25 protein-coding genes are annotated in these 22,694 nt (G+C 66.3%); 9 read left to right on the top strand and 16 right to left on the bottom strand.

Features of this window, described 5'->3' with window-relative positions; genetic code table 11:
- Positions 1-160: 160 nt before the first annotated feature.
- A complete protein-coding gene (locus ACWW36_RS21885; protein ID WP_456138061.1) occupies positions 161-532 on the top strand; it encodes an ATPase in 372 nt (123 codons plus the stop codon).
- Here ACWW36_RS21885 and ppc read toward each other — a convergent pair.
- Positions 529-3,306 carry a phosphoenolpyruvate carboxylase gene (gene ppc / locus ACWW36_RS21880; RefSeq protein WP_456138060.1) on the bottom strand — a complete coding sequence of 926 codons (2,778 nt, stop codon included), beginning with the start codon at positions 3,304-3,306 and terminating at the stop codon, positions 529-531. The two genes, ACWW36_RS21885 and ppc, sit on opposite strands and share 4 nt — an antisense overlap.
- 84 nt (positions 3,307-3,390) lie before the next feature.
- On the opposite strand from ppc, the gene ACWW36_RS21875 reads away from it, so the two are divergent.
- Positions 3,391-3,636, top strand: a complete 246-nt coding sequence (locus ACWW36_RS21875) for a hypothetical protein (RefSeq protein ID WP_456138059.1) — start codon at positions 3,391-3,393, stop codon at positions 3,634-3,636.
- On the opposite strand, the gene ACWW36_RS21870 is transcribed toward ACWW36_RS21875, so the two are convergent.
- From ACWW36_RS21870 to gap, 5 genes are read right to left on the bottom strand one after another with little or no spacing between them, the layout of a single operon-like run.
- Positions 3,633-4,076, bottom strand: coding sequence for a hypothetical protein (locus ACWW36_RS21870; protein ID WP_456138058.1), 444 nt, complete (start codon positions 4,074-4,076; stop codon positions 3,633-3,635). The genes ACWW36_RS21875 and ACWW36_RS21870 overlap by 4 nt on opposite strands.
- Positions 4,077-4,085: 9 nt before the next feature.
- The gene (secG, locus tag ACWW36_RS21865; RefSeq protein WP_325339184.1) at positions 4,086-4,319 is read right to left on the bottom strand and encodes a preprotein translocase subunit SecG; all 234 of its coding nucleotides are present in this window, start codon (positions 4,317-4,319) and stop codon (positions 4,086-4,088) included.
- Positions 4,320-4,350: 31 nt separating this feature from the next.
- Complete coding sequence (gene tpiA, locus ACWW36_RS21860; RefSeq protein WP_456138057.1) at positions 4,351-5,136, bottom strand: triose-phosphate isomerase; 786 nt, start codon at positions 5,134-5,136, stop codon at positions 4,351-4,353.
- A complete protein-coding gene (locus tag ACWW36_RS21855; protein WP_456138056.1) occupies positions 5,133-6,347 on the bottom strand; it encodes a phosphoglycerate kinase in 1,215 nt (404 codons plus the stop codon). Before ACWW36_RS21855 ends, tpiA begins: the two co-directional genes overlap by 4 nt.
- Before the next feature lie 4 nt (positions 6,348-6,351).
- A complete protein-coding gene (gap, locus tag ACWW36_RS21850; protein WP_456138055.1) occupies positions 6,352-7,374 on the bottom strand; it encodes a type I glyceraldehyde-3-phosphate dehydrogenase in 1,023 nt (340 codons plus the stop codon).
- 99 nt (positions 7,375-7,473) lie between these two features.
- On the opposite strand from gap, the gene ACWW36_RS21845 reads away from it, so the two are divergent.
- A complete protein-coding gene (locus tag ACWW36_RS21845) occupies positions 7,474-8,109 on the top strand; it encodes an LpqN/LpqT family lipoprotein (protein ID WP_456138054.1) in 636 nt (211 codons plus the stop codon).
- Between the two features lie 3 nt (positions 8,110-8,112).
- Here the strand turns inward: ACWW36_RS21845 and ACWW36_RS21840 are convergent, their stop codons facing one another.
- Positions 8,113-8,823: an ABC transporter substrate-binding protein gene (locus tag ACWW36_RS21840; protein WP_456138053.1), complete on the bottom strand. Its 711-nt coding sequence runs from the start codon at positions 8,821-8,823 to the stop codon at positions 8,113-8,115.
- A gap of 119 nt (positions 8,824-8,942) precedes the next feature.
- Here ACWW36_RS21840 and ACWW36_RS21835 point away from each other — a divergent pair, with 119 nt between their 5' ends.
- A complete protein-coding gene (locus ACWW36_RS21835) occupies positions 8,943-9,155 on the top strand; it encodes a hypothetical protein (protein WP_456138052.1) in 213 nt (70 codons plus the stop codon).
- On the opposite strand, the gene whiA is transcribed toward ACWW36_RS21835, so the two are convergent.
- From whiA to uvrC, 4 genes are read right to left on the bottom strand one after another with little or no spacing between them, the layout of a single operon-like run.
- The gene (gene whiA / locus ACWW36_RS21830; RefSeq protein ID WP_456142577.1) at positions 9,152-10,129 is read right to left on the bottom strand and encodes a DNA-binding protein WhiA; all 978 of its coding nucleotides are present in this window, start codon (positions 10,127-10,129) and stop codon (positions 9,152-9,154) included. The two genes, ACWW36_RS21835 and whiA, sit on opposite strands and share 4 nt — an antisense overlap.
- Entirely contained in the window at positions 10,126-11,139 is a 1,014-nt protein-coding gene (yvcK, locus tag ACWW36_RS21825) for a uridine diphosphate-N-acetylglucosamine-binding protein YvcK (protein WP_456138051.1), read from the bottom strand. Before yvcK ends, whiA begins: the two co-directional genes overlap by 4 nt.
- On the bottom strand, positions 11,136-12,044 hold the full coding sequence (rapZ, locus tag ACWW36_RS21820) for an RNase adapter RapZ (protein ID WP_456138050.1): 909 nt from the start codon (positions 12,042-12,044) through the stop codon (positions 11,136-11,138). The genes yvcK and rapZ overlap by 4 nt, the downstream gene beginning before the upstream one ends.
- The gene (gene uvrC / locus ACWW36_RS21815; RefSeq protein WP_456138049.1) at positions 12,041-14,023 is read right to left on the bottom strand and encodes an excinuclease ABC subunit UvrC; all 1,983 of its coding nucleotides are present in this window, start codon (positions 14,021-14,023) and stop codon (positions 12,041-12,043) included. Before uvrC ends, rapZ begins: the two co-directional genes overlap by 4 nt.
- Positions 14,024-14,076: 53 nt before the next feature.
- Here uvrC and ACWW36_RS21810 point away from each other — a divergent pair, with 53 nt between their 5' ends.
- Positions 14,077-15,963, top strand: a complete 1,887-nt coding sequence (locus ACWW36_RS21810) for a gamma-glutamyltransferase family protein (RefSeq protein ID WP_456138048.1) — start codon at positions 14,077-14,079, stop codon at positions 15,961-15,963.
- The gene (locus ACWW36_RS21805; protein WP_456138047.1) at positions 15,960-16,436 is read left to right on the top strand and encodes a GNAT family N-acetyltransferase; all 477 of its coding nucleotides are present in this window, start codon (positions 15,960-15,962) and stop codon (positions 16,434-16,436) included. Before ACWW36_RS21810 ends, ACWW36_RS21805 begins: the two co-directional genes overlap by 4 nt.
- On the opposite strand, the gene ACWW36_RS21800 is transcribed toward ACWW36_RS21805, so the two are convergent.
- The 4 genes from ACWW36_RS21800 to ACWW36_RS21785 are packed head-to-tail and all read right to left on the bottom strand — an operon-like array spanning position 16,423 to position 19,305.
- The gene (locus ACWW36_RS21800; protein WP_456138046.1) at positions 16,423-16,878 is read right to left on the bottom strand and encodes a PH domain-containing protein; all 456 of its coding nucleotides are present in this window, start codon (positions 16,876-16,878) and stop codon (positions 16,423-16,425) included. The genes ACWW36_RS21805 and ACWW36_RS21800 overlap by 14 nt on opposite strands.
- Positions 16,875-17,351: a 6,7-dimethyl-8-ribityllumazine synthase gene (gene ribH, locus ACWW36_RS21795; RefSeq protein ID WP_456138045.1), complete on the bottom strand. Its 477-nt coding sequence runs from the start codon at positions 17,349-17,351 to the stop codon at positions 16,875-16,877. The genes ACWW36_RS21800 and ribH overlap by 4 nt, the downstream gene beginning before the upstream one ends.
- A 39-nt stretch (positions 17,352-17,390) precedes the next feature.
- The gene (locus tag ACWW36_RS21790) at positions 17,391-18,662 is read right to left on the bottom strand and encodes a bifunctional 3,4-dihydroxy-2-butanone-4-phosphate synthase/GTP cyclohydrolase II (protein WP_456138044.1); all 1,272 of its coding nucleotides are present in this window, start codon (positions 18,660-18,662) and stop codon (positions 17,391-17,393) included.
- A 43-nt stretch (positions 18,663-18,705) separates the two neighbouring features.
- On the bottom strand, positions 18,706-19,305 hold the full coding sequence (locus tag ACWW36_RS21785) for a riboflavin synthase (RefSeq protein ID WP_456138043.1): 600 nt from the start codon (positions 19,303-19,305) through the stop codon (positions 18,706-18,708).
- A gap of 215 nt (positions 19,306-19,520) precedes the next feature.
- Here ACWW36_RS21785 and ACWW36_RS21780 point away from each other — a divergent pair, with 215 nt between their 5' ends.
- Both ACWW36_RS21780 and ACWW36_RS21775 read left to right on the top strand, forming a co-directional pair.
- Positions 19,521-20,219: an LppX_LprAFG lipoprotein gene (locus ACWW36_RS21780; protein ID WP_456138042.1), complete on the top strand. Its 699-nt coding sequence runs from the start codon at positions 19,521-19,523 to the stop codon at positions 20,217-20,219.
- Positions 20,219-21,769: an MFS transporter gene (locus ACWW36_RS21775; protein ID WP_456138041.1), complete on the top strand. Its 1,551-nt coding sequence runs from the start codon at positions 20,219-20,221 to the stop codon at positions 21,767-21,769. Before ACWW36_RS21780 ends, ACWW36_RS21775 begins: the two co-directional genes overlap by 1 nt.
- Positions 21,770-21,776: 7 nt before the next feature.
- Here ACWW36_RS21775 and ACWW36_RS21770 read toward each other — a convergent pair whose 3' ends face one another.
- Positions 21,777-21,926, bottom strand: coding sequence for a hypothetical protein (locus tag ACWW36_RS21770; RefSeq protein ID WP_456142694.1), 150 nt, complete (start codon positions 21,924-21,926; stop codon positions 21,777-21,779).
- A gap of 176 nt (positions 21,927-22,102) precedes the next feature.
- On the opposite strand from ACWW36_RS21770, the gene ACWW36_RS21765 reads away from it, so the two are divergent.
- On the top strand, positions 22,103-22,666 hold the full coding sequence (locus ACWW36_RS21765; RefSeq protein WP_456138040.1) for a type 1 glutamine amidotransferase domain-containing protein: 564 nt from the start codon (positions 22,103-22,105) through the stop codon (positions 22,664-22,666).
- The last annotated feature ends 28 nt before the right edge of the window (positions 22,667-22,694 follow it).

The raw sequence follows: 22,694 nt of genomic DNA, 5'->3' as shown, positions 1-22,694 counted from the left end.
CGTATTGGGCTAGCTGGGCCATCGGGTCGGTTCCGTGGGCAGCTTTGCGTGGATCGACCCGGCACTGGCGGGACGCCCTGTCCCCCTCCCGCTTCATCACATCTGATTCAGACGACCACTGTGGCCCGGCGGTTCCACGCGTGTGGTCATAATGACCGTCATGGCAGACAAGGGCGCCAAGCCGGTGCGCACAGGACCCGAACGGATCAGGAAGCTCGCCCAGGCGGCGCTCAATGCCGACGTCACGGTCGAGCAGGTCGACACGATCCTCGAGGGCTTGAGCGAGACGCTGGTCGACCTGAACAACTCGACGGGCAACCTCGACGCCACCCTCGAACGGTTCAACGACACGATCAATCAGATCAACGAACTCGCGCCGCGGCTGAACGCGGTGGTGGACCGCATGGAACGCATCGTCGACCGTGTCGAACGCATCGTCGGGGTCGGTGAATCGGTGATGTTACCGCTGACCGCCACCGAGCAGGCGGTCCGCGGCGCGGTCAAGGCGATCCGCGACCGCACACACATCTAGCCGCTGTTGCGCAGCGCCGTCGCGAGGCCGCTCATCGTCAGCAAGATGCCACGCTGGACAAGTTCGTCGTCATCACCCGAGCGGTAACGCCGCAGCAGCTCGACCTGCAGATGGTTCAACGGCTCCAGATACGGGAACCGGTTGAACACCGACCGCGCCAGGGACGGGTTGTCGGCCAGCAGATCGTCCTGCCCGGTGATCAGCTTGTGCATCCGGATCGTGCGGTCGTGCTCCTCGACAAGCTTGTCGAACACCCGCCGCCGCAGCGCCTCATCCTCCACCAGCTCCGAGTAGTGTGCGGCCAGCCCCATGTCCGACTTCGCCATCACCTGCGCCATATTCGACAACACTGTGGCGAAGAACGGCCACCGCCGGTAAAGGTCCTGCAGCACTTCCAGTCGTCCGTCGCCTTCGGCGATCCACTCTTCGAACGCAGTTCCCGTGCCGTACCAACCCGGCAGCATCACCCGAGACTGGCTCCATGCCAGCACCCACGGAATCGCCCGCAGGTCCGAGATGGACGTCGTGGGCTTGCGCGACGTCGGCCGGCTCCCGATGTTCAGGGCGCCGATTTCGCTCACCGGCGTCGACGCCTTGAAGTAGTCGACGAAACCCGGTGTCTCGTGCACCAATTCGGCGTATGCGCGCTGCGCGCGGGCCGCCAAATCGTCGAGCACCTCGTAGGCAGGCCCGGCCGCATCGCCCAGGCCTTCGACGTCCAGCAGGGTGGCTTCGAGCGTGGCGGCCAGCAGCGTCTCCAGGTTGCGGTGCGCGATACGCGGTTCGGCATACTTGGCCGCAATCACCTCACCCTGCTCCGTTATGCGCAACGAGCCGTTCACCGCACCTGGCGGCTGCGCCAGGATCGCGTCATAGCTTGGGCCGCCGCCACGACCGACGGTCCCTCCGCGACCGTGGAAGAGCCGCAACCGGATTCCCGTTTTGCGCGCCGACTCCACCAGATCGAGCTCGGCGCGATACAGCGCCCAGTTGGCCGCCAAGTAGCCGCCGTCCTTGTTGGAGTCGGAATAACCGAGCATGACCTCTTGGCTGTCGCCGCGTGCCGTGACGATCGCCCGGTACACCGGAAGTTCCAGCGCCGCTTCGAGAATCGACGAACCGCGTTGCAGATCGTCGATGGTCTCGAACAGCGGCACGATGCCGACGGGCGCATACGGCTCGGAACCCGACGCGTCCAGCAGCCCGACCTCCTTCAGCAGGACCGCCGCTTCGAGCATGTCCGACACGGATTGGCACATCGAGATGATGTAGTTCGGTATTGCCTGCGGCCCGAACACGGTGACGGCTCGTGCGCCTGCCGCGCAGATGTCGAGTTCTTTACGGGCCAGCTCGGACAGCTCGGCGCCGTCTTTCGTGAGCGGTCTGCGCGTGGCCAATTCGGCCGCCAGCAGTTCGACGCGCTCCGGTTCCGGCAGCGAGCTGTAGTCGGGATGCACACCCGCCCACGACAGCAGTTCGGCGACCACCTCCTCGTGCACGTCGGAGTTCTGCCGCATATCGAGCCCGCACAAATGAAACCCGAAGACACGCACGGCTTCCCGCAGCCGGGCCAACCTGTCGTCGGCCAGCACCGCGCTGCCGTTGGCGCGCAGCGACGCATCGATGACATCCAGATCGGCCAACAGCTCGGCCGGCGTCAAGTAGCGCTGCAGTCCGAGGTCAAGCTCATGCTCGGGTTGGCGGTCCAGGATCTCCGCAGCCGTCGCCGTAAGCCGGCCGTGGATGACGCGCAGAGCGCGGCGGTAGGGCTCGTCGGCGCGGGCCGGCTCGTCACACTCGTCGGCCAACGCCGCCAGCTCGTCGCTGATCGTAACCAACCGCGCCGACATCGACAATTCCTGCTCCAGCGCGGTGATCTCGGCGAAGTAGTGTTGCAGCGCCGTATACGCGGCGCTGCCCGTCGCGAGTCGCACCACGTCGGCTGTGACGTTGGGATTGCCGTCGCGGTCGCCGCCGATCCACGACCCGGGCCGCAGGATCGGCTCCTCGAGCACGGCGGCGTCGGGCCAGCGTGCCTGCAGCGCACTGCGGACCTCGGCGTTGACTTGCGGGATGACTTCCAAAAACGCGGCCTCGTAATAGCGCAGACCGGTTTCGATCTCATCCTGAATCTTCAACCGCGACAACCGGATCAGCGCGGTCTGCCATAGCGTCAGGATGTGGCGGCGCAGCTCCGGCTCGATCTCGCTTGACGAGTGGCTGTGCAAACGTAACCGCATCAGCTCGGTGATTCGGTGCTGGGTGTCGAACACCGTGCGGCGACGGGTCTCGGTGGGGTGTGCGGTGATCACCGGCGATACCAGCGCCCCGGTCAGCGCGTCGGCCACCGTCGTCGAATCCAGTTCGGCCGAATCGAGTTTCAGGTACGTAGCGGCCAGACTGCTGTTCTGCGGCGGCTCCCCCGCGGCGACGTGGACTGCGCGGCGCCGTTCGCGGTGGATGTCCTCGGCGACATTGGCAAGCAACGCGAAATGCGTGAAGGCGCGGATGACGGGGATCGCCTGATGTATGTCGATACCGTCGAACATGCCGGCCAGTTCGGACCTGTCGATCTCCGAACGGCGCACTCGGAACGACTCCACCCGCGCGCGTTCGACGAGGTCGAACACTTCGTCGCCGTTCTGCTCACGGACGGTGTCACCGAGGATCGCGCCCAGCAGCCGGATGTCTTCCCGCATCGGCTCGGTCGCCTCGCGCCCCACCTGGGTGCGCTGCACCGAACCGATCGGCGCTAGCGCGGCGTCCTCAGCCATGCCCCCAAGTATCTGCGCAGCCGCCACCGTCCGCACGGCGGGCTAAGCTAGCGCGACAGCGAATACACAGGTTTGGGGAACCGCATGACGCTTCGACTAATCGCCGCGGGTTTCTTCGCGGTGTCAACTACCGTCGCACTTCCCGCTGCGGCAAGCGCCGAACCACAGCCCGCCTGCCCGAAGAACACCGTCACGATCGGCAGTCAAGGAAAGGTAATCACTGTGCCGCAGCAGACGCAGGTCTGTGACGACGACCCGATGGGTGGCGACGGTCTGCTCGGTGACCTTCCGGTCGTCGGCAATCTGCCGGGCGTCGGCGGCATCCTCTAGCCGGTCGTCAGTAACAGGACCGCCAGGGCGAGCACGAACAGGGCCGACACCACGGCGATGGCGACCATCACGCCAATTCCGTTGTAGCTCTGCGGCGGCGGGCCCAGCGATCCACGACTGAACGTGATCAGCGGCGCCTTGTAGTCCAATTCCACCCACTGCCCGGGGTTCACCACCGCGGTGTAGTCCGCGGTGCCTGCGCGACTTGGAAGCCAGTACGGGATGTACACGTGCACGTGGTATTGCCCGGGCGCGAGGGGCAGCACAGTGCGACCCCAGCCGCGGATCGGCACGTCGTGGCCATTCAGAAAGATCTTCGGCGTGATCGCGGCGTACAGCCAGGCCAGCACTGAATACTGCGTGGTGATCGCGATGCCCTCGCGAGGTTGTCCGTAGTACGGCTGGCCGTAGGGCTGCTGGCCGTACTGCGGCGCATTCATCGCCGCGGACTAGCTGTATTTGATCTGCAGAGCCACGCCGACGATGGACACCAGCCAGATACCGGTGACGAACAACGTCAGCCGGTCGAGGTTCTTCTCCACGACGGTGGACCCGGACAGGCTGGACTGCACGCCGCCACCGAACAGCGTGGACAGGCCGCCGCCCTTGGCGCGGTGCAGCAGCACCAGGAGCACGACCAGCACACTGGTCACGACCAGGATGATCTGCAGGGCCAATTCCATGGCCGCCAGATTACAGGTCGCGCAGTGGTGATCAGGGCAGGGGGCCGCCGGCGGCGATCGCCGACAAGGTCGCGAACTGCTCCCCGTCCAGAGACGCACCGCCGACCAGCGCTCCGTCGACATCTTCCTGCGCGACGATCTCGCCGACGTTCTTGGCGTTCACAGAGCCGCCGTAAAGCACCCGGACACCCGCCGCGAGCTGAGGCGACGCCAGCTTTCCCAGCTCGTCGCGGATGGCCTTGCAGACCTCTTGGGCATCGGCGGCGCTGGCCACCCGGCCGGTGCCGATCGCCCACACCGGCTCGTAGGCGATGACGGCGTTGCCGATCTGCTCAGCCGAAAGGCCGGCCAGCGACCCCTGCAGCATCTCGACGTTGTGCTCGACGTGGTTACCGGCCTCACGCACCTCGAGCTGCTCACCGATGCAGATGATCGGTGTCAGCCCGTGCTTGAACGCCGCGGCGGCCTTGGCCGCCACGAGTGCGTCGTCCTCGTGGTGGTAGGTGCGGCGCTCGGAGTGCCCGACGACGACGTACGTGCAACCCAGCTTCGCGAGGAACGCGCCGCTGATGTCGCCGGTGTAGGCGCCGGAGTCGTGCTGCGACAGGTCTTGCGCGCCGTACGTCAGCCGCAACTTGTCGCCGTCGACGAGCGTTTGCACGCTGCGCAGGTCGGTGAACGGCGGGATGACGGACACGTCGACCTTGTCGAAGTACTTGTCCGGCAGCGAGAACGCGATCTTCTGCACCAGCGCGATCGCTTCGAAGTGGTTGAGGTTCATCTTCCAGTTGCCGGCGATCAGCGGCTTGCGGCTCATGATTCCAGTACCTCCAGGCCAGGGAGCGTCTTGCCCTCAAGGTATTCCAGCGACGCCCCGCCACCGGTGGAAATGTGTGAGAAGCCGTCCTCGGGCAGGCCGAGCTGTCGCACGGCGGCCGCGGAATCGCCGCCGCCGACGACGCTGAAGGCGCCCTTGCCCGTCGCCGCGATGATCGCCTCGGCGACGCCCTTGGTGCCGGCGGCGAACGCGGGGAACTCGAACACCCCCATCGGGCCGTTCCAGAAGATCGTCTTGGCGTTGGACAGCAGCGTGGTGAATCGCTCGACGGAGCCGGCGCCGATGTCCAGGCCCATCTTGTCGTCCGGGATGCGATCGGCCGGAACGGTCTGCGACGGCGAATCGGCCTTGAATTCGTCGGCGACGACGATGTCGACCGGGACGTGGATCACGTCGCCGTGGTCCTCGAGCAGCTTGCGGCAGGTGTCGATCATGCCCTCCTCAAGCAGCGACTTGCCTACCGAAACCCCTTGCGAGGCAAGGAAGGTAAAGCACATTCCGCCGCCGATGAGCACGCTGTCCGCCTTGGTGGCCAGATTCTCGATGACGGCCAGCTTGTCCGACACCTTCGAACCGCCGAGCACGACCGCATAGGGCCGGTCGGTGGAACTGGTCAGCTGCTCGAGGACTTTGATCTCCGCCGCGACCAGCGTGCCCGCGTAGTGCGGCAGCAGTGTGGCGACGTCGTACACCGAGGCCTGCTTGCGGTGCACCACCCCGAACCCGTCGGAGACGAAAGCACCGTCGTCGCCAACCAATTCGACCAGTTGCTTGGCCAGCGCGACGCGCTCGGCGTCGTCCTTGCTCGTTTCGCGCGGGTCGAAGCGGATGTTCTCCAGGAGCAGGATGTCGCCGTCCGTCAGGCCCTCAGCGCGAGCAAGCGCGTCGGAGCCGACGACATCGCCCGCCAGCTGGACGTGCCGACCGAGCTTGTCTCCCAATGCCTTTGCGATAGGCGCCAGCGACAGCTTGGGGTCCGGTCCGCCTTTGGGCCTGCCGAGGTGCGCGGTGACGACGACCTTGGCTCCCGCGTCGGACAGCGCCTGCAGCGTCGGCACCGATGCGATTATCCGGCCCGGGTCGGTGATGTTCCGGTCGTCGTCCAGCGGGACGTTGAGGTCCGAGCGCACGAGAACACCGCGGCCCGAAACCCCTTCTGCAAGTAGGTCGTCGAGGGTCTTGACGGCCATTGCGCTAGAGGGACTTGCCGACCAGCGCGACCAGATCGACGAGGCGGTTGGAGTAGCCCCATTCGTTGTCGTACCAGGAGACGACCTTGGCCTGGTTGTCGATGACCTTGGTCAGGCCCGAGTCGAAGATCGAGCTATGCGGGTCGGTGACGATGTCGCTGGACACGATCGGGGCGTCGTAGTACTTCAGGATGCCCTTGAGCGGCCCCTCGGCGGCGGCCTTGAACGCGGCGTTGATCTCCTCGACCGAGCCGGCTTTGGACAGCTCGACGGTCAGGTCGGTAGCCGAGCCCGTCGGGATGGGCACGCGCAGCGCATAGCCGTCCAGCTTGCCCTTCAGCTCGGGCAGCACCAGGCCGATGGCCTTGGCCGCACCGGTCGAGGTCGGCACGATGTTCAGCGCGGCCGCGCGGGCGCGGCGCAGGTCCTTGTGCGGGCCGTCCTGAAGGTTCTGGTCCTGGGTGTAGGCGTGGATGGTCGTCATCAGGCCCTTGACGATGCCGAACTCGTCGTTGAGCACCTTGGCCAGCGGGCCGAGGCAGTTCGTGGTGCACGACGCGTTGGAAATGATGTTCTGGCTGCCGTCGTACTTGTCGTCGTTCACACCGAGCACGATCGTGATGTCCTCATCGGTCGCCGGCGCCGAGATGATCACCTTCTTCGCGCCCGCATCCAGGTGGCCCTTGGCCTTCTCGGCCTTGGTGAAGATGCCCGTCGACTCCACGACGACATCGACACCCAGATCCCCCCACGGCAGCGCGGCAGGACCCTCCTTGACCTCAAGGGCCTTGATCTTCTGATCGCCGACGACGATGGTGTCCTCGCCCTCAAGGCCGACCTCCTTGGGGAACCGGCCCAGGATCGAGTCGAATTTCAGCAGGTGCGCCAGGCTGGCGTTGTCGGTGAGGTCGTTGACGGCCACCACCTCGATGTCGGTGCTCTTGCCCTCGGCCTTTTGCGCCTCAAGCGCCCGGTAGAAGTTGCGTCCGATGCGGCCGAAGCCGTTCACGCCTACCCGGATCGTCACGTGTCACTCCCTTGTTGCCTCTGGTGAATTGCTCGATGACCAGCCTAGTGGTGCGGTATTCGCCTCGCGCGGGCGGTCTTGCCAGCCAGAATCAAGCACATGAGGCTTAAGACGCGGTTACGTCGGCTGGGCTGTTTGACGATCGTCACCAGCGCCGTCGCGGCGTGCAGCCACATGACAAGCGGCGTCGCGGTGCGACAGCCGTTCATCGGCGAAGACAAGTGCACATCCGTGTCCGCACCGATGACGACAATCGAGCCGCAGCGCAGTGGAGAACCGGTCATACGGATCCCGCATCCTGAGAACTGGGAGCGCAGCACGATGCTCGACTCGGAGCTGATCCGCTATGCCATGGCGAACGCTGGAATGGCCGCGAACAATTTCGCGCCAAGCGCGTTGGTCACGCTGGAAGACGTGACCACCCATGACAGCTCGCCAGGAGAGATCTTCGACATGGAGTGGGACGGGCTGGTCAAGCTGGCGGGTGGCACCGATCTCACCAAGACATCGGACAGCCCGGTCTGCGGGTTCCCGGCACAGCGGGTGACGTTCGCGCTGCCGCAGATGGGTGCTATTCCACCGCGTAAGGGAACGGCGATCGCCGTGGTGACGACCGGCGAGCACAGGTATGCCGCCGTCATCGGTCTGCAAACGACGCAACCTGACAAGCCGGCCTACGTGGACGACGCGAAGACCATCCTCGACGGTTTCCAGGTCATGGTGGAGTCACGCTGACCATCAGTGCACGGCCGAGCTCTGATCGGCGGCGGGATCGCCGAGCCACTTCTGCCGGATTCGAGGCAGGGTGTCGTCGGCTTCGAGCTCTGCCTGCGCGACGGTGATGCGGCCGAACAACGTCTGGTCGCCCAGTGGCACGGCGATAGCGATGTTCTCGACGGTGATGCCACGCTGTACTACCTCGACGCCGGGCACCGGCTTGACGAGCTCGGTGAGCACGGGTGCCAGCTTAATGAAGGCGTCGCATTCGCCGGTCGTCAAGTCGGTCAGCGCTGAGCGGATGCTGCCGTAGTCGTAGACGCGCACGCGCGCCGCTTTGCCTTGTGCGACTAGCTGCTCGGCGATCGGCTGGCTGGTATTGCCTTGTTGCACACCGATTGTCAGGCCTTCAAGGTCGTCGATGGAGGTCACGTTGGGCAGTCGGGTGGTGTCGACGGCCAGCGACTGGCCAGATATCAGGTACGGCGGCACAAACTGCGCTCTGCGTTCGCGTTCGGGCGTAACAGTCGTGCCGGCGGCGATGCAGTCGTAGGCAGAACCAAGCGCGTCGAAGATGCCGTTGAAGTCTGCGCCCTCGTACGGGACGAATTCGACGGTGGCGCCGAGTGCTTCAGCGATCGCCGTCAGCAGATCGATATCGAGGCCACCGCCGTCGGGCATGCCGTTGAACGGCGGATCGGGAAAGGCCGCGCCGACCTTAAGTGCGCTCATATTGACACTATCGCTGTTGCCCAACTGGTTTCGGACGCAATGTTGGCGCAGCCGCCAAGAATCTTCCAAGGCCCGCTCCCCATGCTGACTACTGACCCACAAGAGTCAAGGAGAACACCATGAAGAGAATCATCGTCGGAGCGCTGGTGTCGGGCAGCGTCGCGCTGGCCGGACTAGGGCTGAGCATGGGCACGGCCCAAGCCTTCAACCCGCAGCCGGACCCGCCAGGCAAGATCCGCGGCTTCGACCCGCAGCCGGATCCGCCAGGCGTCATCCGTGGCTTCAATCCACAGCCGGAGCCGCCGACCGGTTTGACACGCGCCAACAGCTAGGCGTCTTCGAGCAGGTCCGGCGTGACGGCCGACTCCGTGTCCGGGATGCCGTCCTGCTTGGCCTTGCGATCGGCCATCGACAACAACCGCCGAATACGGCCCGCCACGGCGTCTTTCGTCATCGGCGGGTCGGCGAGGCGGCCCAGCTCCTCCAGCGACGCCTGTCGATGCTCGACGCGCAGCTTGCCCGCCGCGGCCAAATGGTCGGGCACCGTGTCGCCAAGAATCTCCAACGCACGCTCCACCCGCGCGGCCGCGGCCACCGCGGCGCGTGCCGAGCGGCGCAGGTTCGCGTCATCGAAATTCGCCAACCGGTTCGCGGTGGCGCGCACCTCCCGGCGCATCCGGCGCTCTTCCCACGTCAACCTTGTGTCCTGCGCGCCCATCCGCGTCAGCAAAGCACCGATGGCCTCACCGTCGCGCACCACGACGCGATCGCTGCCCCGCACCTCGCGCGCCTTCGCGCTGACCCCCAAGCGACGCGCAGCGCCGACGAGCGCCAGCGCTGCCTCAGGCCCGGGGCAACTCACCTCGAGCGCCGACGAGCGGCCCGGTTCGGTCAGCGAGCCGTGCGCCAAAAATGCGCCGCGCCAAGCGGCTTCGGCATCGGCCACGCTGCCGCCGACGACCTGTGCCGGCAAGCCACGCACCGGCCTGCCGCGCAGATCGAGCAGTCCGGTTTGCCTCGCCAACGCTTCCCCATCTTTGGCCACCCGCACCACGTAGCGGGTGTTCTTGCGGATCCCGCTGGCCGACAGCACATGCACCACGGCGTTGTAGCCGTACAGGTCATAGATGTCCTTGCGCAGGCGCCGCGCGATGATGCCCAAGTCGACCTCGGCCTCGACAACCACGCGTCCCGACACGATGTGCAGTCCTCCGGCGAAACGCAGAAGGGACGCCACCTCGGCGCGGCGAGCGCTCACCGAATTGACTACCAGCCGGCTCAGCTCATCCTTGACCTCGGCTGTCATCGCCACGGGTCGTCACCTCTCGGTCCGTTCACTGTCGGCGTTGGCACGGTCTGCGCCGGAGGCGCAACGCCGCGCAGGCGCACACCTTCCAACGCCGCGGCCAACCTCGCCGGGTCATGTAAAGGTGTACCAGGTCTCGACACGTCAGCAAACTCAACTCGGGCATCGAGAATGTTTGCGGTACGACGCAGTTGCTCGCGCTCGCGTTCACCCGGCACCCGGCTGGCGTCCACGATGATGTCGTGCACGGTGAAGTCCGGCGCGTGCTGCGACAGCACGTGGATGTGACGCTCGACGGAGAATCCCGCGGTCTCCCCCGGTTCTGCCACCAGGTTCAGCACCAGTGCCCGCCGCGCCTCGGTCGCCTGCAGTGCGGCGGCCAACTGCGGCACCAACACATGCGGGATCACGCTGGTGAACCAGGAGCCCGGTCCAAGCACCACGAGGTCGGCGGCCATGATCGCGTCCACCGCCTGGCGGGTGGCGGGCGGATCGCCGGGAAGCAGACGCACCCGCCGCACCTTGCCGACCGTGGTGGCGATCGCCACCTGCCCGCTGATCACCCGGCTCATCCGGGGGTCGGCTTCCAGGCCCGCCACATCCGCCTCGATCCCCAGCGCGATCGGGCACATCGGCAACACCCGGCCCTTGACCCCGAGGATGCGGCCGAGTTCGTCGAGCGCCGCCACGGGATCGGCCAGCACCTCGTTGAGGCCCGCCAGAATCAGGTTGCCGATCGGATGGCCCGCCAGCGCGCCGCTGCCTCCGAACCGGTGCTGGATGATCGTCGCCCACAACCGGCCGTGCGGACTGTCAGATGCCAACGCGGCCAACGCCATTCGCAAATCGCCCGGGGGCACCACATCGAGTTCGCTGCGCAGCCGCCCTGACGACCCGCCGTCGTCGGCGACGGTGACGACCGCGGTGACATGCGGCGTGAGCCTGCGGGCGGCAGACAGTGTGGCATAGAGGCCGTGTCCGCCACCGAGGGCAACGATCCGCGGACTCATTCGCGCCCCAGATCCCGGTGCAGCACCCGAACCGTGAGCGCATCACCGCCCTGCAGACGAGCCGCCAGCGCCTCGGCCATCGCGACGCTGCGATGTTTACCGCCGGTGCAACCGATGGCAACGGTCATGTAGCGCTTCCCTTCCCGGCGATAGCCGTCGATGACGACGTCGAGCAGCTGATGGTAGGTGTCCAGGAACTCCACGGCGCCAGGCTGACCCAGCACGTAGTCGCGCACCGCTGGATGCTGGCCGGTGTGGGGCCGCAGCTCGTCCACCCAATGCGGGTTGGGAAGGAACCGTACGTCCATCACGGTGTCTGCGTCCATCGGCAGTCCGTACTTGTACCCGAACGACTCCACGGTGACACTCGTGTGCGCGACGGTCTCACCGCCGAAGGCCCTCTCGATGCTCTCGCGCAGCGCCGGCACCGACAACGTCGACGTATCGATCACCAGATCGGCCGCGGCGCGCACCGGCGCCAGCATCGCCCGCTCGGCGGCGATGCCTTCTGCCAGAGTCTGATTGCCCTGCAACGGATGACTGCGCCGGTTCTGCTCATAGCGACGCACCAAAATGTCGTCGGACGCCTCAAGAAACAGCACCCGCGGCGTGATGTTGCGGGTCGCAAGGTCGCTGCGAACCCAGTCCAGATCACCGGTGAAGCCACGCGATCGCACATCCATCACCACGGCCAGTTGCGTGATGCGCGAACCCGCCGCCAGGCCCAGTTCGACCATCCTGGCGATCAGCTCGGGCGGCAGGTTGTCGGCGACATACCAGCCCAGGTCCTCGAGCACTTTTGCTGCCGTGCCCCGACCTGCCCCGGAAAGACCGGTGACCAGGACGACGTCGATGTCCGATTCGCCGGCGCCCTCGCGCAGTTCCTCGTGCATATGCCCCGTCATCCCGATGCCCTGGTCTGATCATTGCCGATAACCGGGGCGGGCGCGTCGGAATCGGGCGGTACACCGAGCGCCTCCAGCACGGCTTTGGCGGTAGCCACGCCGATACCCGGTACCGCGGTGATCTCGTCGACGCTGGCCTGCTTCAGCCTGGCCACCGAACCGAAGTGGGTGACCAGCGCCTTGCGCCGGTGCTCCCCCAACCCGCGCACCGAGTCCAGAGCCGACGCGGTCATCCGCTTGGACCGCTTGCTGCGGTGGTAGGTGATCGCGAACCGGTGCGCCTCGTCACGCACCCGCTGCAGCAGATACAGGCCCTCGCTGTTTCGCGGCATGATGACGGGGTCGGGCTCCGACGGCACCCACACCTCTTCCAGGCGCTTGGCCAACCCGATGACCGCCACGTCGGAGATACCGAGGTCGTCGAGCACGGCCGCGGCGGCGTTGACCTGCGGGGCGCCACCATCGACAACATACAGGTTCGGAGGGTAGGCGAATTTCCGCGACTTCCCTTCCGGCGCAAGCTCTGTCGGATGCTCGATGTCGTGGAGGTGACGGTAGAACCGCCGACGCGTCACCTCTGCGATCGATGCCACGTCATCGGAGCGGCCCTCCCCGGCGGCTTGTCTGATCGCGTAATGCCGGTAGTCCGATTTGCGTGGCAGTCCGTCTTCGAACACCACCAGCGACGCGACCACATCGGTGCCCTGTACGTGGCTGATGTCCACGCATTCGATGCGCAGTGGAGCATTGGCCAGCCCGAGGGCATCCTGAATGCTTTGCAGCGCAGCCGTTCTCGCGGTGAAGTCACCGGCGCGCTTGAGCTTGTGCTGCGTCAGCGCGTCCTGCGCGTTGCGTTTCACTGTTTCGGCCAGTGCGCGCTTGTCACCGCGTCGCGGCACCCGCAGCGAAACTCGTGAACCGCGCAGCTGGGACAGCCATATTTCCAGCTCGCCGGCGTTGGCAGGCAGGCACGGCACAAGTACCTGCCGGGGCACCGGGCTCAGCGACTCGTCGGCGGCGCCATCAAGCTCGACCTGATCGCCGTAGAACTGCGTCAGGAATTGCTCGACGAGATGCTCCTGACTGGATTCGCCTGGCTCCCCCGACTTTTCGACGATCCAGCCGCGCTGGCCGCGCACGCGTCCGCCGCGCACGTGGAACACCTGTACGGCGGCTTCGAGTTCGTCGTCGGCGAACGCGACCACGTCGGCGTCGGTGCCGTCGCCGAACACCACGGTCTGCTTCTCCAGTGCGCGCTTGAGCGCGGAGATGTTGTCGCGCAGCCGCGCTGCCCGCTCGAAGTCCAGCTCCGCGGCGGCCTGGGTCATCTGCTGTTCCATGTCGCGGGCCAGTCGATCCGTCTTGCCCGCGAGGAAATCGCAGAAGTCGTTGACGATCTGCCGGTGCTCCGCGGCACTGACCCGCTCGATGCAGGGTGCCGAACACTTGTCGATGTAGCCCAGCAAGCACGGCCGCCCGATTTGCCTATGCCGCTTGAACACTCCTGCCGAACATGTACGCGCGGGGAACACCCGGGTCAACAGATCGAGGGTCTCGCGGATGGCCCAGGCATGTGAGTACGGTCCGAAGTAGCGAACGCCCTTGCGCCTCGCCCCGCGGTAGACCATCAGGCGCGGGTACTCCTCGTTCAGGGTCACCGCCAGCACCGGATACGACTTGTCGTCGCGATAGCGAATGTTGAACCGCGGATCGAATTCCTTGATCCAGTTGTACTCCAGCTGCAGCGCCTCGACTTCGGTGTTCACCACCGTCCACTCGACGCTGCCCGCGGCCATCACCATCTGCCGGGTGCGCGGCGCCAGACCCGCGATGTCGGCGAAGTATGAGTTGAGCCGGCTGCGCAGGCTCTTGGCCTTGCCGACGTAGATCACCCGGCCGTGCGGGTCCCTGAACCGGTAGACGCCCGGCTCGACGGGTATCGACCCGGGGGCGGGTCGATACGTCGCTGGATCGGGCACGGATTCCAGGTTACTGCCGTCGTCGGACGGCCCCGATGAACTACCGTCGAGTGATGCGGATCCTCTCGCCGCTCGCAGCTGTGATCTTGGTCCTGGCCGGCTGTGCGGCCGAGGAGAACGCGCCGTCACCTACCGTGGCGGCCCCCTGCTCGGTCATCGCCAACGGCACCCCGGCACCCAAGACGTCCGCGGCACCAGCGGCCAGCTACCGCAAGGACATGACGGCTGTGCGGACCGCTCACTACGCGGTGGCCACCGCTAACCCGTTGGCCACCCAGGAGGCCTGCATAGTGCTGAACAAGGGGGGCAGCGCAGCCGACGCGCTGGTCACCGCGCAGGCGGTGCTCGGCCTGGTGGAGCCGCAGTCGTCCGGCATTGGCGGCGGCGGGTTCCTGCTGTACTACGACGCCGCCGCGGGCACCGTGCAGGCCTATGACGGACGCGAGGTCGCGCCGGCGGCGGCCACCGAGAATTACCTGCGCTGGGTCTCCGATACCGACCGCACCGCGCCCAAACCCGACGCCCGCGCCTCCGGCCGATCCATCGGCGTGCCCGGCATCCTGCGGCTGCTGCAGAACGTTCACACCGAGCACGGCAAGACCGCGTGGCGCGATCTGTTCACGCCGGCCGTGACGATGGCTGACAACGGCTTCGATATCAGCGCTCGGCTTGCCGCCGCGATCGCCGACGCCGCCCCGCAATTGAAAGTCGATCCGAACGCCTCGGCCTACTTCCTCAATCCCGACGGCAGCCCGAAGTCGTCGGGAACGCGGCTGACCAATCCCGCCTACTCAAAGACGTTGGGCGCCATCGCATCCGATCCGCAGTCGTTCTACACCGGCGACATCGCCAACGCCATCGTCGCCTCGGCGACCGACACCACCGGCGGCCGCACCCCGAGCCTGATCACGCTGCAGGACCTGTCCGGCTACACGGCCAAGAAACGCGAACCGCTCTGCACTCCCTACCGCGGGAAGGAAATTTGCGGCATGCCGCCGCCGTCGTCGGGTGGCATTGCGGTGGCGGCGACGCTCGGCATGCTCGAGCATTTCCCGATGGGCAACTACAAACCCACCGACGTCGATCTCAACGGCGGCAAGCCCACGGTGATGGGCGTACACCTCATCTCCGAGGCCGAGCGGCTGGCCTACGCCGACCGCGACAAGTACGTCGCCGACACGGAATTCGTGCCACTGCCGGGTGGATCGCCCAACGCGTTGCTTGGCAGCGAATACCTCGCCGGGCGGGCGGCACTGATCTCAGAGCAGCACACGATGGGCACCGCGAAGCCGGGCGAATTCGGACCGCCGACAACGCCCGTGCCGCCGCCGGCCGAACACGGCACCAGCCAGATCAGCATCGTCGATGCGCAGGGCAACGCCGCCTCGATGACCACCACGGTGGAATCGGCATTCGGGTCGTTCCACATGGTCGACGGGTTCATCCTCAACAATCAGCTGACCGATTTCTCCGCCGAGCCCGCCGGGCCAGACGGCGCGCCGGTACCCAACCGCGTCCAGCCGGGAAAGCGGCCACGCAGCACGATGGCGCCCACGCTGGTGTTCGATAAACCGGGTCCAGCCCGCGGTCAGCTCTACGCAATTGCGGGCTCGCCTGGAGGCTCGGTGATCATCCAGTTCGTCGTGAAAACCGTTGTGGGAATGATCGACTGGGGCCTGGATCCACAGCAGGCGGTGTCCGCGGTGGACTTCGGCGCCGCGAATACGCCGAAGACGAATGTCGGCGGCGAGCATCCGGACATCGACATCTCCGACAACGGCGACCATGACCCGCTGGTGCAAGGACTGCGGAAACTCGGGCATCAGGTCGACCTGGCCGACCAATCCAGCGGGCTTTCGGCGATCACCCGCGACGTCGCGGGTTGGGTCGGTGGCGCGGACCCGCGCCGTGAGGGCCTGGTCATGGGCGACGCCCGGTGACGGCGACAACGGCCCGTGTCGCCAGGCTGACCGAGTCGGACTGGCAAGTCTTCGCCGGTGTCCGGCTGCGCGCGCTGACCGACTCGCTCGGCCAGAACGACCCGCAGTACCAGCAGGAGTCGATGTTCACCGCAGCGCAGTGGCGGCGGCGATTGCGCGATCACGCACAATTTGCGGCGCTGATCGGCAACCGGCCCGTCGGCCTGATCGGCGCACAGCACGAGAACGCCGAAACCGTGTACCTGTACTCGTTGTGGCTCGACCCAGCCGCCCGCGGTCAGGGTTTGGCGCGGCCGCTGGTTTCTGCAGCGGTGGACTGGGCCCGCGACCGTAGAGCACGCACGGTCACCCTGCGGGTGGCGGCCGACAACGTATTAGCCCGGGGTGTGTACGAAAGCCTGGGCTTCATGGCCACCGATGTCGAAAGTTCAAGCCCGCGTGGCGAAGTCGCGATGTCGCTCAGCGTGAGCTGATATCGGGCCGGTAGCGCCCGAGCAGGCCGCGTACGCGGTCCATAGCCTCGACCGCGCGCTCCTTGTCGACGGCCTGGATCGCCATCACCGGAACGTATTCGTCGTCGGGTAAATCCACTCGCGCCCAGCGCGCCCCACGTGGGAACGACACATCCACCACATCCGACCACGGAATCAGCCGATACCCGAACAGGTTTCGCACCGCGACGCCGGACGCACCGACCCGCAGTCGCGGCCGTGCGAACAACAGCACCGCACCGGCGATGACCACGCCGAGCAACGCGATCGCCACCTGATCCGCGGTCTGGAACACCACGCCCGTCGATGAGATCTTGAGCAGCAACCCAAGCACCACGCCCACCGCCACGATCAACACGGCCGAACCGTAGGCGAAATACGGCGTCAGATGCGGCCGGACTTCGATGTCCCAGTTGTCGCTCATGACCTTAGATCGCGCAGCGTCAGCGCAGTGGACAGCGCGGCGGCGGCGGCCTGCGCGCCCTTGTCTTCGGCCGATTCCGGTAGCCCGGCGCGGTCAAGGGCCTGCTGTTCGGTGTTCGTGGTGAGCACGCCGTTCGCGACCGGGGTGGACGCGTCCAGCGATACCCGGGTCAGGCCCTGGGTCACAGCGTCGCAGACATAGTCGAAATGCGGTGTCTCACCGCGGATCACCACACCAAGCGCTACGACGGCGTCGTGTGTCGCCGCCAATGCCTGTGCGACCACGGGAATTTCGATCGCACCCAGCACCCGCACAATCGTCGGGTTGTCGATGCCCGCGTCGGCGGCGACCTTGCGCGCGCCGTCGAGCAGCGCATCGCAGATCTTGGGGTGCCACGTGCTGGCCACAATCGCCAGCGTCAGATCCGATGCGTCAAGCTGTGGCAGATCGGGAACTCCCGCGCCTCCGCTCAATTCAGAGCTCCGCTCTGGCTGCTCAATTCACGGCGCCGCTCATAGGGCTCCGCCGAATTCGCCCGGCACCGCTTCGTCGTAATCGTCCAGGCCCGTGAGATCGTGGCCCATCCGGTCGCGTTTCGTCATCAGATAGCGGATGTTCTCGGCGTTGGCGCGCACCGGCAGCGGCACCCGCTCGATGATGTGCAGCCCGTAACCGTCGAGACCGACCCGCTTGGCGGGGTTGTTCGTCAGCAGCCGCATCGACCGCACACCGAGATCGACAAGTATCTGCGCGCCGATGCCGTAGTCGCGTGCGTCGGCGGGCAGGCCGAGCTTGAGGTTGGCGTCGACGGTGTCGTCGCCGGCGTCCTGCAGCTGGTAGGCCTGAAGCTTGTGCATCAGGCCGATGCCGCGGCCTTCGTGGCCACGCATGTACAGCACCACGCCGCGGCCTTCGCGGGCGACCATCGCCATGGCGGCGTCCAGCTGGGGGCCGCAGTCGCAGCGCCGGGAGCCGAACACGTCGCCGGTCAAGCACTCCGAGTGCACGCGCACCAGCACGTCGTGGCCGTCGCCGTGTGGCCCGGCGATGTCGCCGCGCACCAGCGCGACATGCTCGACGTCGTCGTAGATGCTGGTGTAACCCACCGCCCGGAATTCACCGTGACGAGTGGGGATGCGCGCTTCGGCGATGCGCTCGATGTGCTTTTCGTGTTTGCGCCGCCACTCGATCAGATCGGCGATCGAGATCAGCGCCAAGTCATGTTCGTCGGCGAAAACCCGCAGCTCATCGGTCTGGGCCATCGCGCCTTCGTCCTTTTGGCTGACGATTTCGCAGATGGCGCCTGCCGGCTGCAGACCCGCGAGGCGTGCCAGGTCGACGGCGGCCTCGGTGTGGCCGGGGCGGCGCAGCACTCCGCCGTCCTTCGCGCGCAGCGGGACCACATGTCCAGGTTTGGTGAAATCGTCTGAGACGCTGGACGGATCGGCGAGCAGGCGCATGGTTGTTGCCCGGTCCGATGCCGAAATTCCCGTTCCCACACCGATTCTGGCGTCAACGGTGACGGTGTAGGCCGTGCCGTGCTTGTCCTGATTGACCGCATACATCGGCAGCAGGCCGAGGCGGTCACAGATCGCACCGTCCAACGGCACACACAGATAGCCCGACGTGTAGCGCACCATGAACGCGACGAGTTCGGGAGTCGCCTTCTCGGCGGCGAAAATCAGGTCGCCCTCGTTCTCGCGATCCTCGTCATCGACGACGACGACGGCCTTTCCCGCGGCGATATCGGCGACCGCCCGCTCGACGGAATCCAGCCTCGTCATCACATCAGTATGAACCACCGGGGGCCAGTGGTTATTGCCAGTCTTATCCAGCGGTCTGGCTCATCAGCCGTTCGACGTATTTGGCGATGATGTCGACCTCGAGGTTGACCTGCGCGCCGACCTCCGCCGCGCCCAATGTGGTGAGGCCGAGGGTGGTTGGAATCAGCGAGACCTCAAACCAGTCGTGACCTAGGCCGGAGACGGTCAACGAGACCCCGTCGACGGTGATCGAGCCCTTTTCGACGACATAGCGCGACAGCGAGGTCGGCAGCGCGATCCGCACCACCTCCCAGTGCTCCGACGGTGTGCGCGCAATCACATGACCCGTGCCGTCGACATGGCCCTGAACGATATGGCCGCCGAGCCGGCTGTTCACCGCGGCCGCGCGCTCGAGGTTGACGCGGCTGCCGACGCCGAGCCCGCGAAGGCTGGAACGGCTCAGCGTCTCGCCGATCACGTCGGCGGTGAACGCTCCGTCAGGTAGTACGTCGACGACCGTCAGGCAGACGCCGTTCACCGCGATGGAATCGCCATGGCTGGCGTCGGCCGTGACGATGGGGCCGCGAATGACGAACCGAGCGGAATCGCCGAGGTTTTCCTTGCCGACGACTTCGCCCAGTTCTTCGACGATTCCGGTGAACACGCCGATGAGCCTATCCAGACCGCGGCTTCTCGCCGACCCGCGAGACGCACCTTTTGCAGACAAAGTGCGAGTGAAGCCCTGCAAAACGTTGATCTGAAGTAGGCACCGGCCGAACGAAGGCAACGTGCCGAAAGTCCAGTTCAGCAGGCACGATTCCACTTCTACCGGCTAGCCGTGGGACGCGTGTGTGTCGGCGGACCATCTACGATGCAGGAATGCAGACGCGCCTATTGGCCATCTTCGCCGTCCTTTTCGCCGCTATCGCTCTTCTCGTCGGCTGCTCGAAGTCCGACAACTCGACCAAGGACCTACCCGACGCCGCCACGCTGCTCAAGGAGTCCAACCAGACCACCAAGGCGCAGAAGAGCGTGCACCTCAAGCTCGTGGTGCAGGGCGAGATCAAGGACCTGCCGATCGAATCGCTCGAGGGCGATCTGACGAACGCGCCCGCGGTCGCCGCGCAGGGCAAGGCCAACATCCTGTTCCTCGGCCAAAAGCTCGAGGGAGTCGACTTCGTGGTCGCCGACGGCAACCTGTACGGCGCCATCACCGCCGGCGGTAGCTTCCAGGACTTCGGCCCGGCCGCCGACATCTACGACGTCTCGGCGATCCTGAACCCCGACACGGGCCTGGCCAACATCCTGGCAAACTTCTCCGACCCCAAGGCCGACGGCCGCGAAACACTCAACGGCGTCGAGACCGTGCGCGTCACCGGAAACGTCAGCCCCGACGCCGTCAACAAGATCGCCCCGCAGATCGCGGCGACCGGGCCCGTTCCAGGCACGGCGTGGATCCGCGAGGACGGCGACCATGCGCTGATACAGGCCAAGCTGGAGCCGACCCCGGGCAACAGCGTCACGATGACGCTGACGGATTGGGGCAAGCCGGTAACCGTGAACAAACCGGCTGTCTGATGAACGGTTCGCGGCGTATCGCGATCAGCGCCGGCAGCCTCGCGGTCCTGCTCGGCGCGCTAGACACCTACGTCGTCGTCACGATCATGACCGACATCATGCGTGACGTCGGCATCGCGATTAACCAGATCCAGCGCGTCACGCCGATCGTGACCTGGTACCTGCTCGGCTACATCGCGGCGATGCCGCTGCTGGGCCGGGCGTCCGACCGGTTCGGCCGCAAGTTCGTGCTCCAGGTCAGCCTGGCGGGGTTCGCGGCCGGCTCCGTCGTCACGGCGCTCTCCAATGACCTGTTGCCCCTGATCATCGGGCGTGCCATCCAGGGCACGGCCAGCGGTGCGCTGCTGCCGGTCACGTTGGCCCTCGCGGCGGACCTGTGGTCGGCCCGCAACCGGGCGGCCGTGCTGGGAGGCATCGGCGCCGCTCAGGAGCTCGGCAGCGTGCTCGGCCCGCTGTACGGCATCGCGGTGGTGTGGCTGCTGAACACGTGGCGCGACGTGTTCTGGATCAACGTGCCGCTCGCCTTGATCGCGATGGTGATGATCCACTTCAGCCTGCCGTCAAAGCTGAAGACGGAGAACCCGGAAAAAGTCGACGTCGTCGGCGGCGTCCTGCTCGCGATCACGCTTGGCCTGGCCACGTGGGGTCTGTACAACCCCGCGCCCGACGGCAAGCACGTTTTGCCCAGTTACGGCCTGCCGCTGATCATCGGGGCGCTGGTCGCGGCGGTGGCGTTCTTCGTGTGGGAGAAGTTCGCCCGGACCCGGCTGATCGAGCCGGCCGGCGTGCATTTCCGGCCGTTCCTGGCGGCGCTGGGAGCGTCGCTGGCCGCCGGGGCCGCGCTGATGGTGACGTTGGTCAACGTCGAGCTGTTCGGCCAGGGTGTGCTCAGCCTCGACAAGAACGCCGCGGCCGGGCTGCTGCTGCGGTTCTTGATCGCGTTGCCGATCGGGGCCCTGCTTGGCGGCTGGATCGCCACCAAGGTCGGTGACCGCATCGTCGCGTTCGTCGGGCTGCTGATCGCCGCCGGCGGCTACTGGCTGATCTCCAAATGGCCCGTCGACCTGCTGGCCGCACAGCACGACCTCGGCATCTTCACGCTTCCCGCGCTGGACACCGACCTCGCGATCGCGGGTCTCGGTCTGGGTCTGGTGATCGGCCCGCTGACGTCGGCGACGCTGCGCATCGTTCCGGCGGCTCAGCACGGGATCGCGTCGGCGGCCGTGGTGGTGGCACGGATGATCGGCATGCTGGTCGGCATCGCGGCGCTGAGCGCATGGGGCCTCTACCGCTTCAACCAGATTCTCGCGACGCTGCCGAAGCCCAAGGGCGGCAGCCTGCTCGAGATCGGTGCCGCGCTGGCCGCCAATACCCGGCTGGCCTACACGATGCAGTACGGCGAGATCTTCAAGATCACCGCGGTCGTGTGCATCGTGGGTGCCGTGCTCGGCCTGCTGATCAGCGGTCGCCATGAGCATGCGGACGAACCCGCAGTGGAGAGCGAGGACGCGGCGACACAGCTGACCGCGGGCCGGCACCGGCCGCGCTAGCCGACGGTCAACAGCGCTCCACTCCCCGGCGGAGCAAGGCCGGTTCGGCGGGCTTTGCCGGCTCGTCGTCGGTGATGCCCCGCAGTGCCTCGCAGATGAACGCCTTCAGGGTTTTGGGATCCGGGCGAATGCTGAGCCAATCCTGCAATGCAGTCACGCTCATAGTCCTTTGTTCGTGCTCACCAGCGCGCAACTCGACGGTGAAAGCGCGACATTCCGACCGGGCCCAACAGCCCGGCTACTGGTACGAGTGTACCGGTGTCGCCGCCGGGATTGGTTGCTCGCCACGCCGGGTATGCGTGCGATAGGCAACAACTCGAGGGGAGAGAATTCATGGCAACGACACTGGACGGCAAGAAAATTGCGTTCCTCGTCGCTCCCGAAGGCGTCGAACAGGTCGAGCTGACAGAACCGTGGAAGGCCATTGAGCAAGCAGGCGGCACGCCGGAACTGGTGTCGACGGAGATCGGAAAGATCCAGGCGTTCAACCACTTGACGCCGGCCGACACATTCGAGGCCGACAAGTCCGCCGACAGCGTGTCCGCGTCCGACTACGCCGGGCTCGTGCTGCCCGGCGGCGTCGCCAATCCCGACTTCCTGCGCACGAATTCCGCGGCCGTGGCATTCGCCAAAGGCTTCTTCGACGCGGGCAAGCCCGTCGCCGTGATCTGCCACGGCCCCTGGACGCTGATCGAGGCCGACGTGGTGCGTGGCCGGATGATCACGTCCTGGCCGAGCGTCAAGACCGATCTCGTCAACGCCGGTGCGAATTGGGTCGACGACGAGGTCGTCGAGTGTTCACGCGGACCAAACACATTGGTGTCCAGCCGCAAGCCCGACGATCTGCCCGCCTTCTGCAACACATTGGTAAGTGCATTCGGTCAAGACAAGTCATAGCGAAACCCTGCCCGCGAACGCCGAAGCG

This window comes from Mycobacterium sp. MMS18-G62 (genome assembly GCF_053877835.1).
The sequence above is the reverse complement of the archived record's forward strand: the minus strand, read 5'-3'. Positions and strand labels throughout refer to the sequence as shown.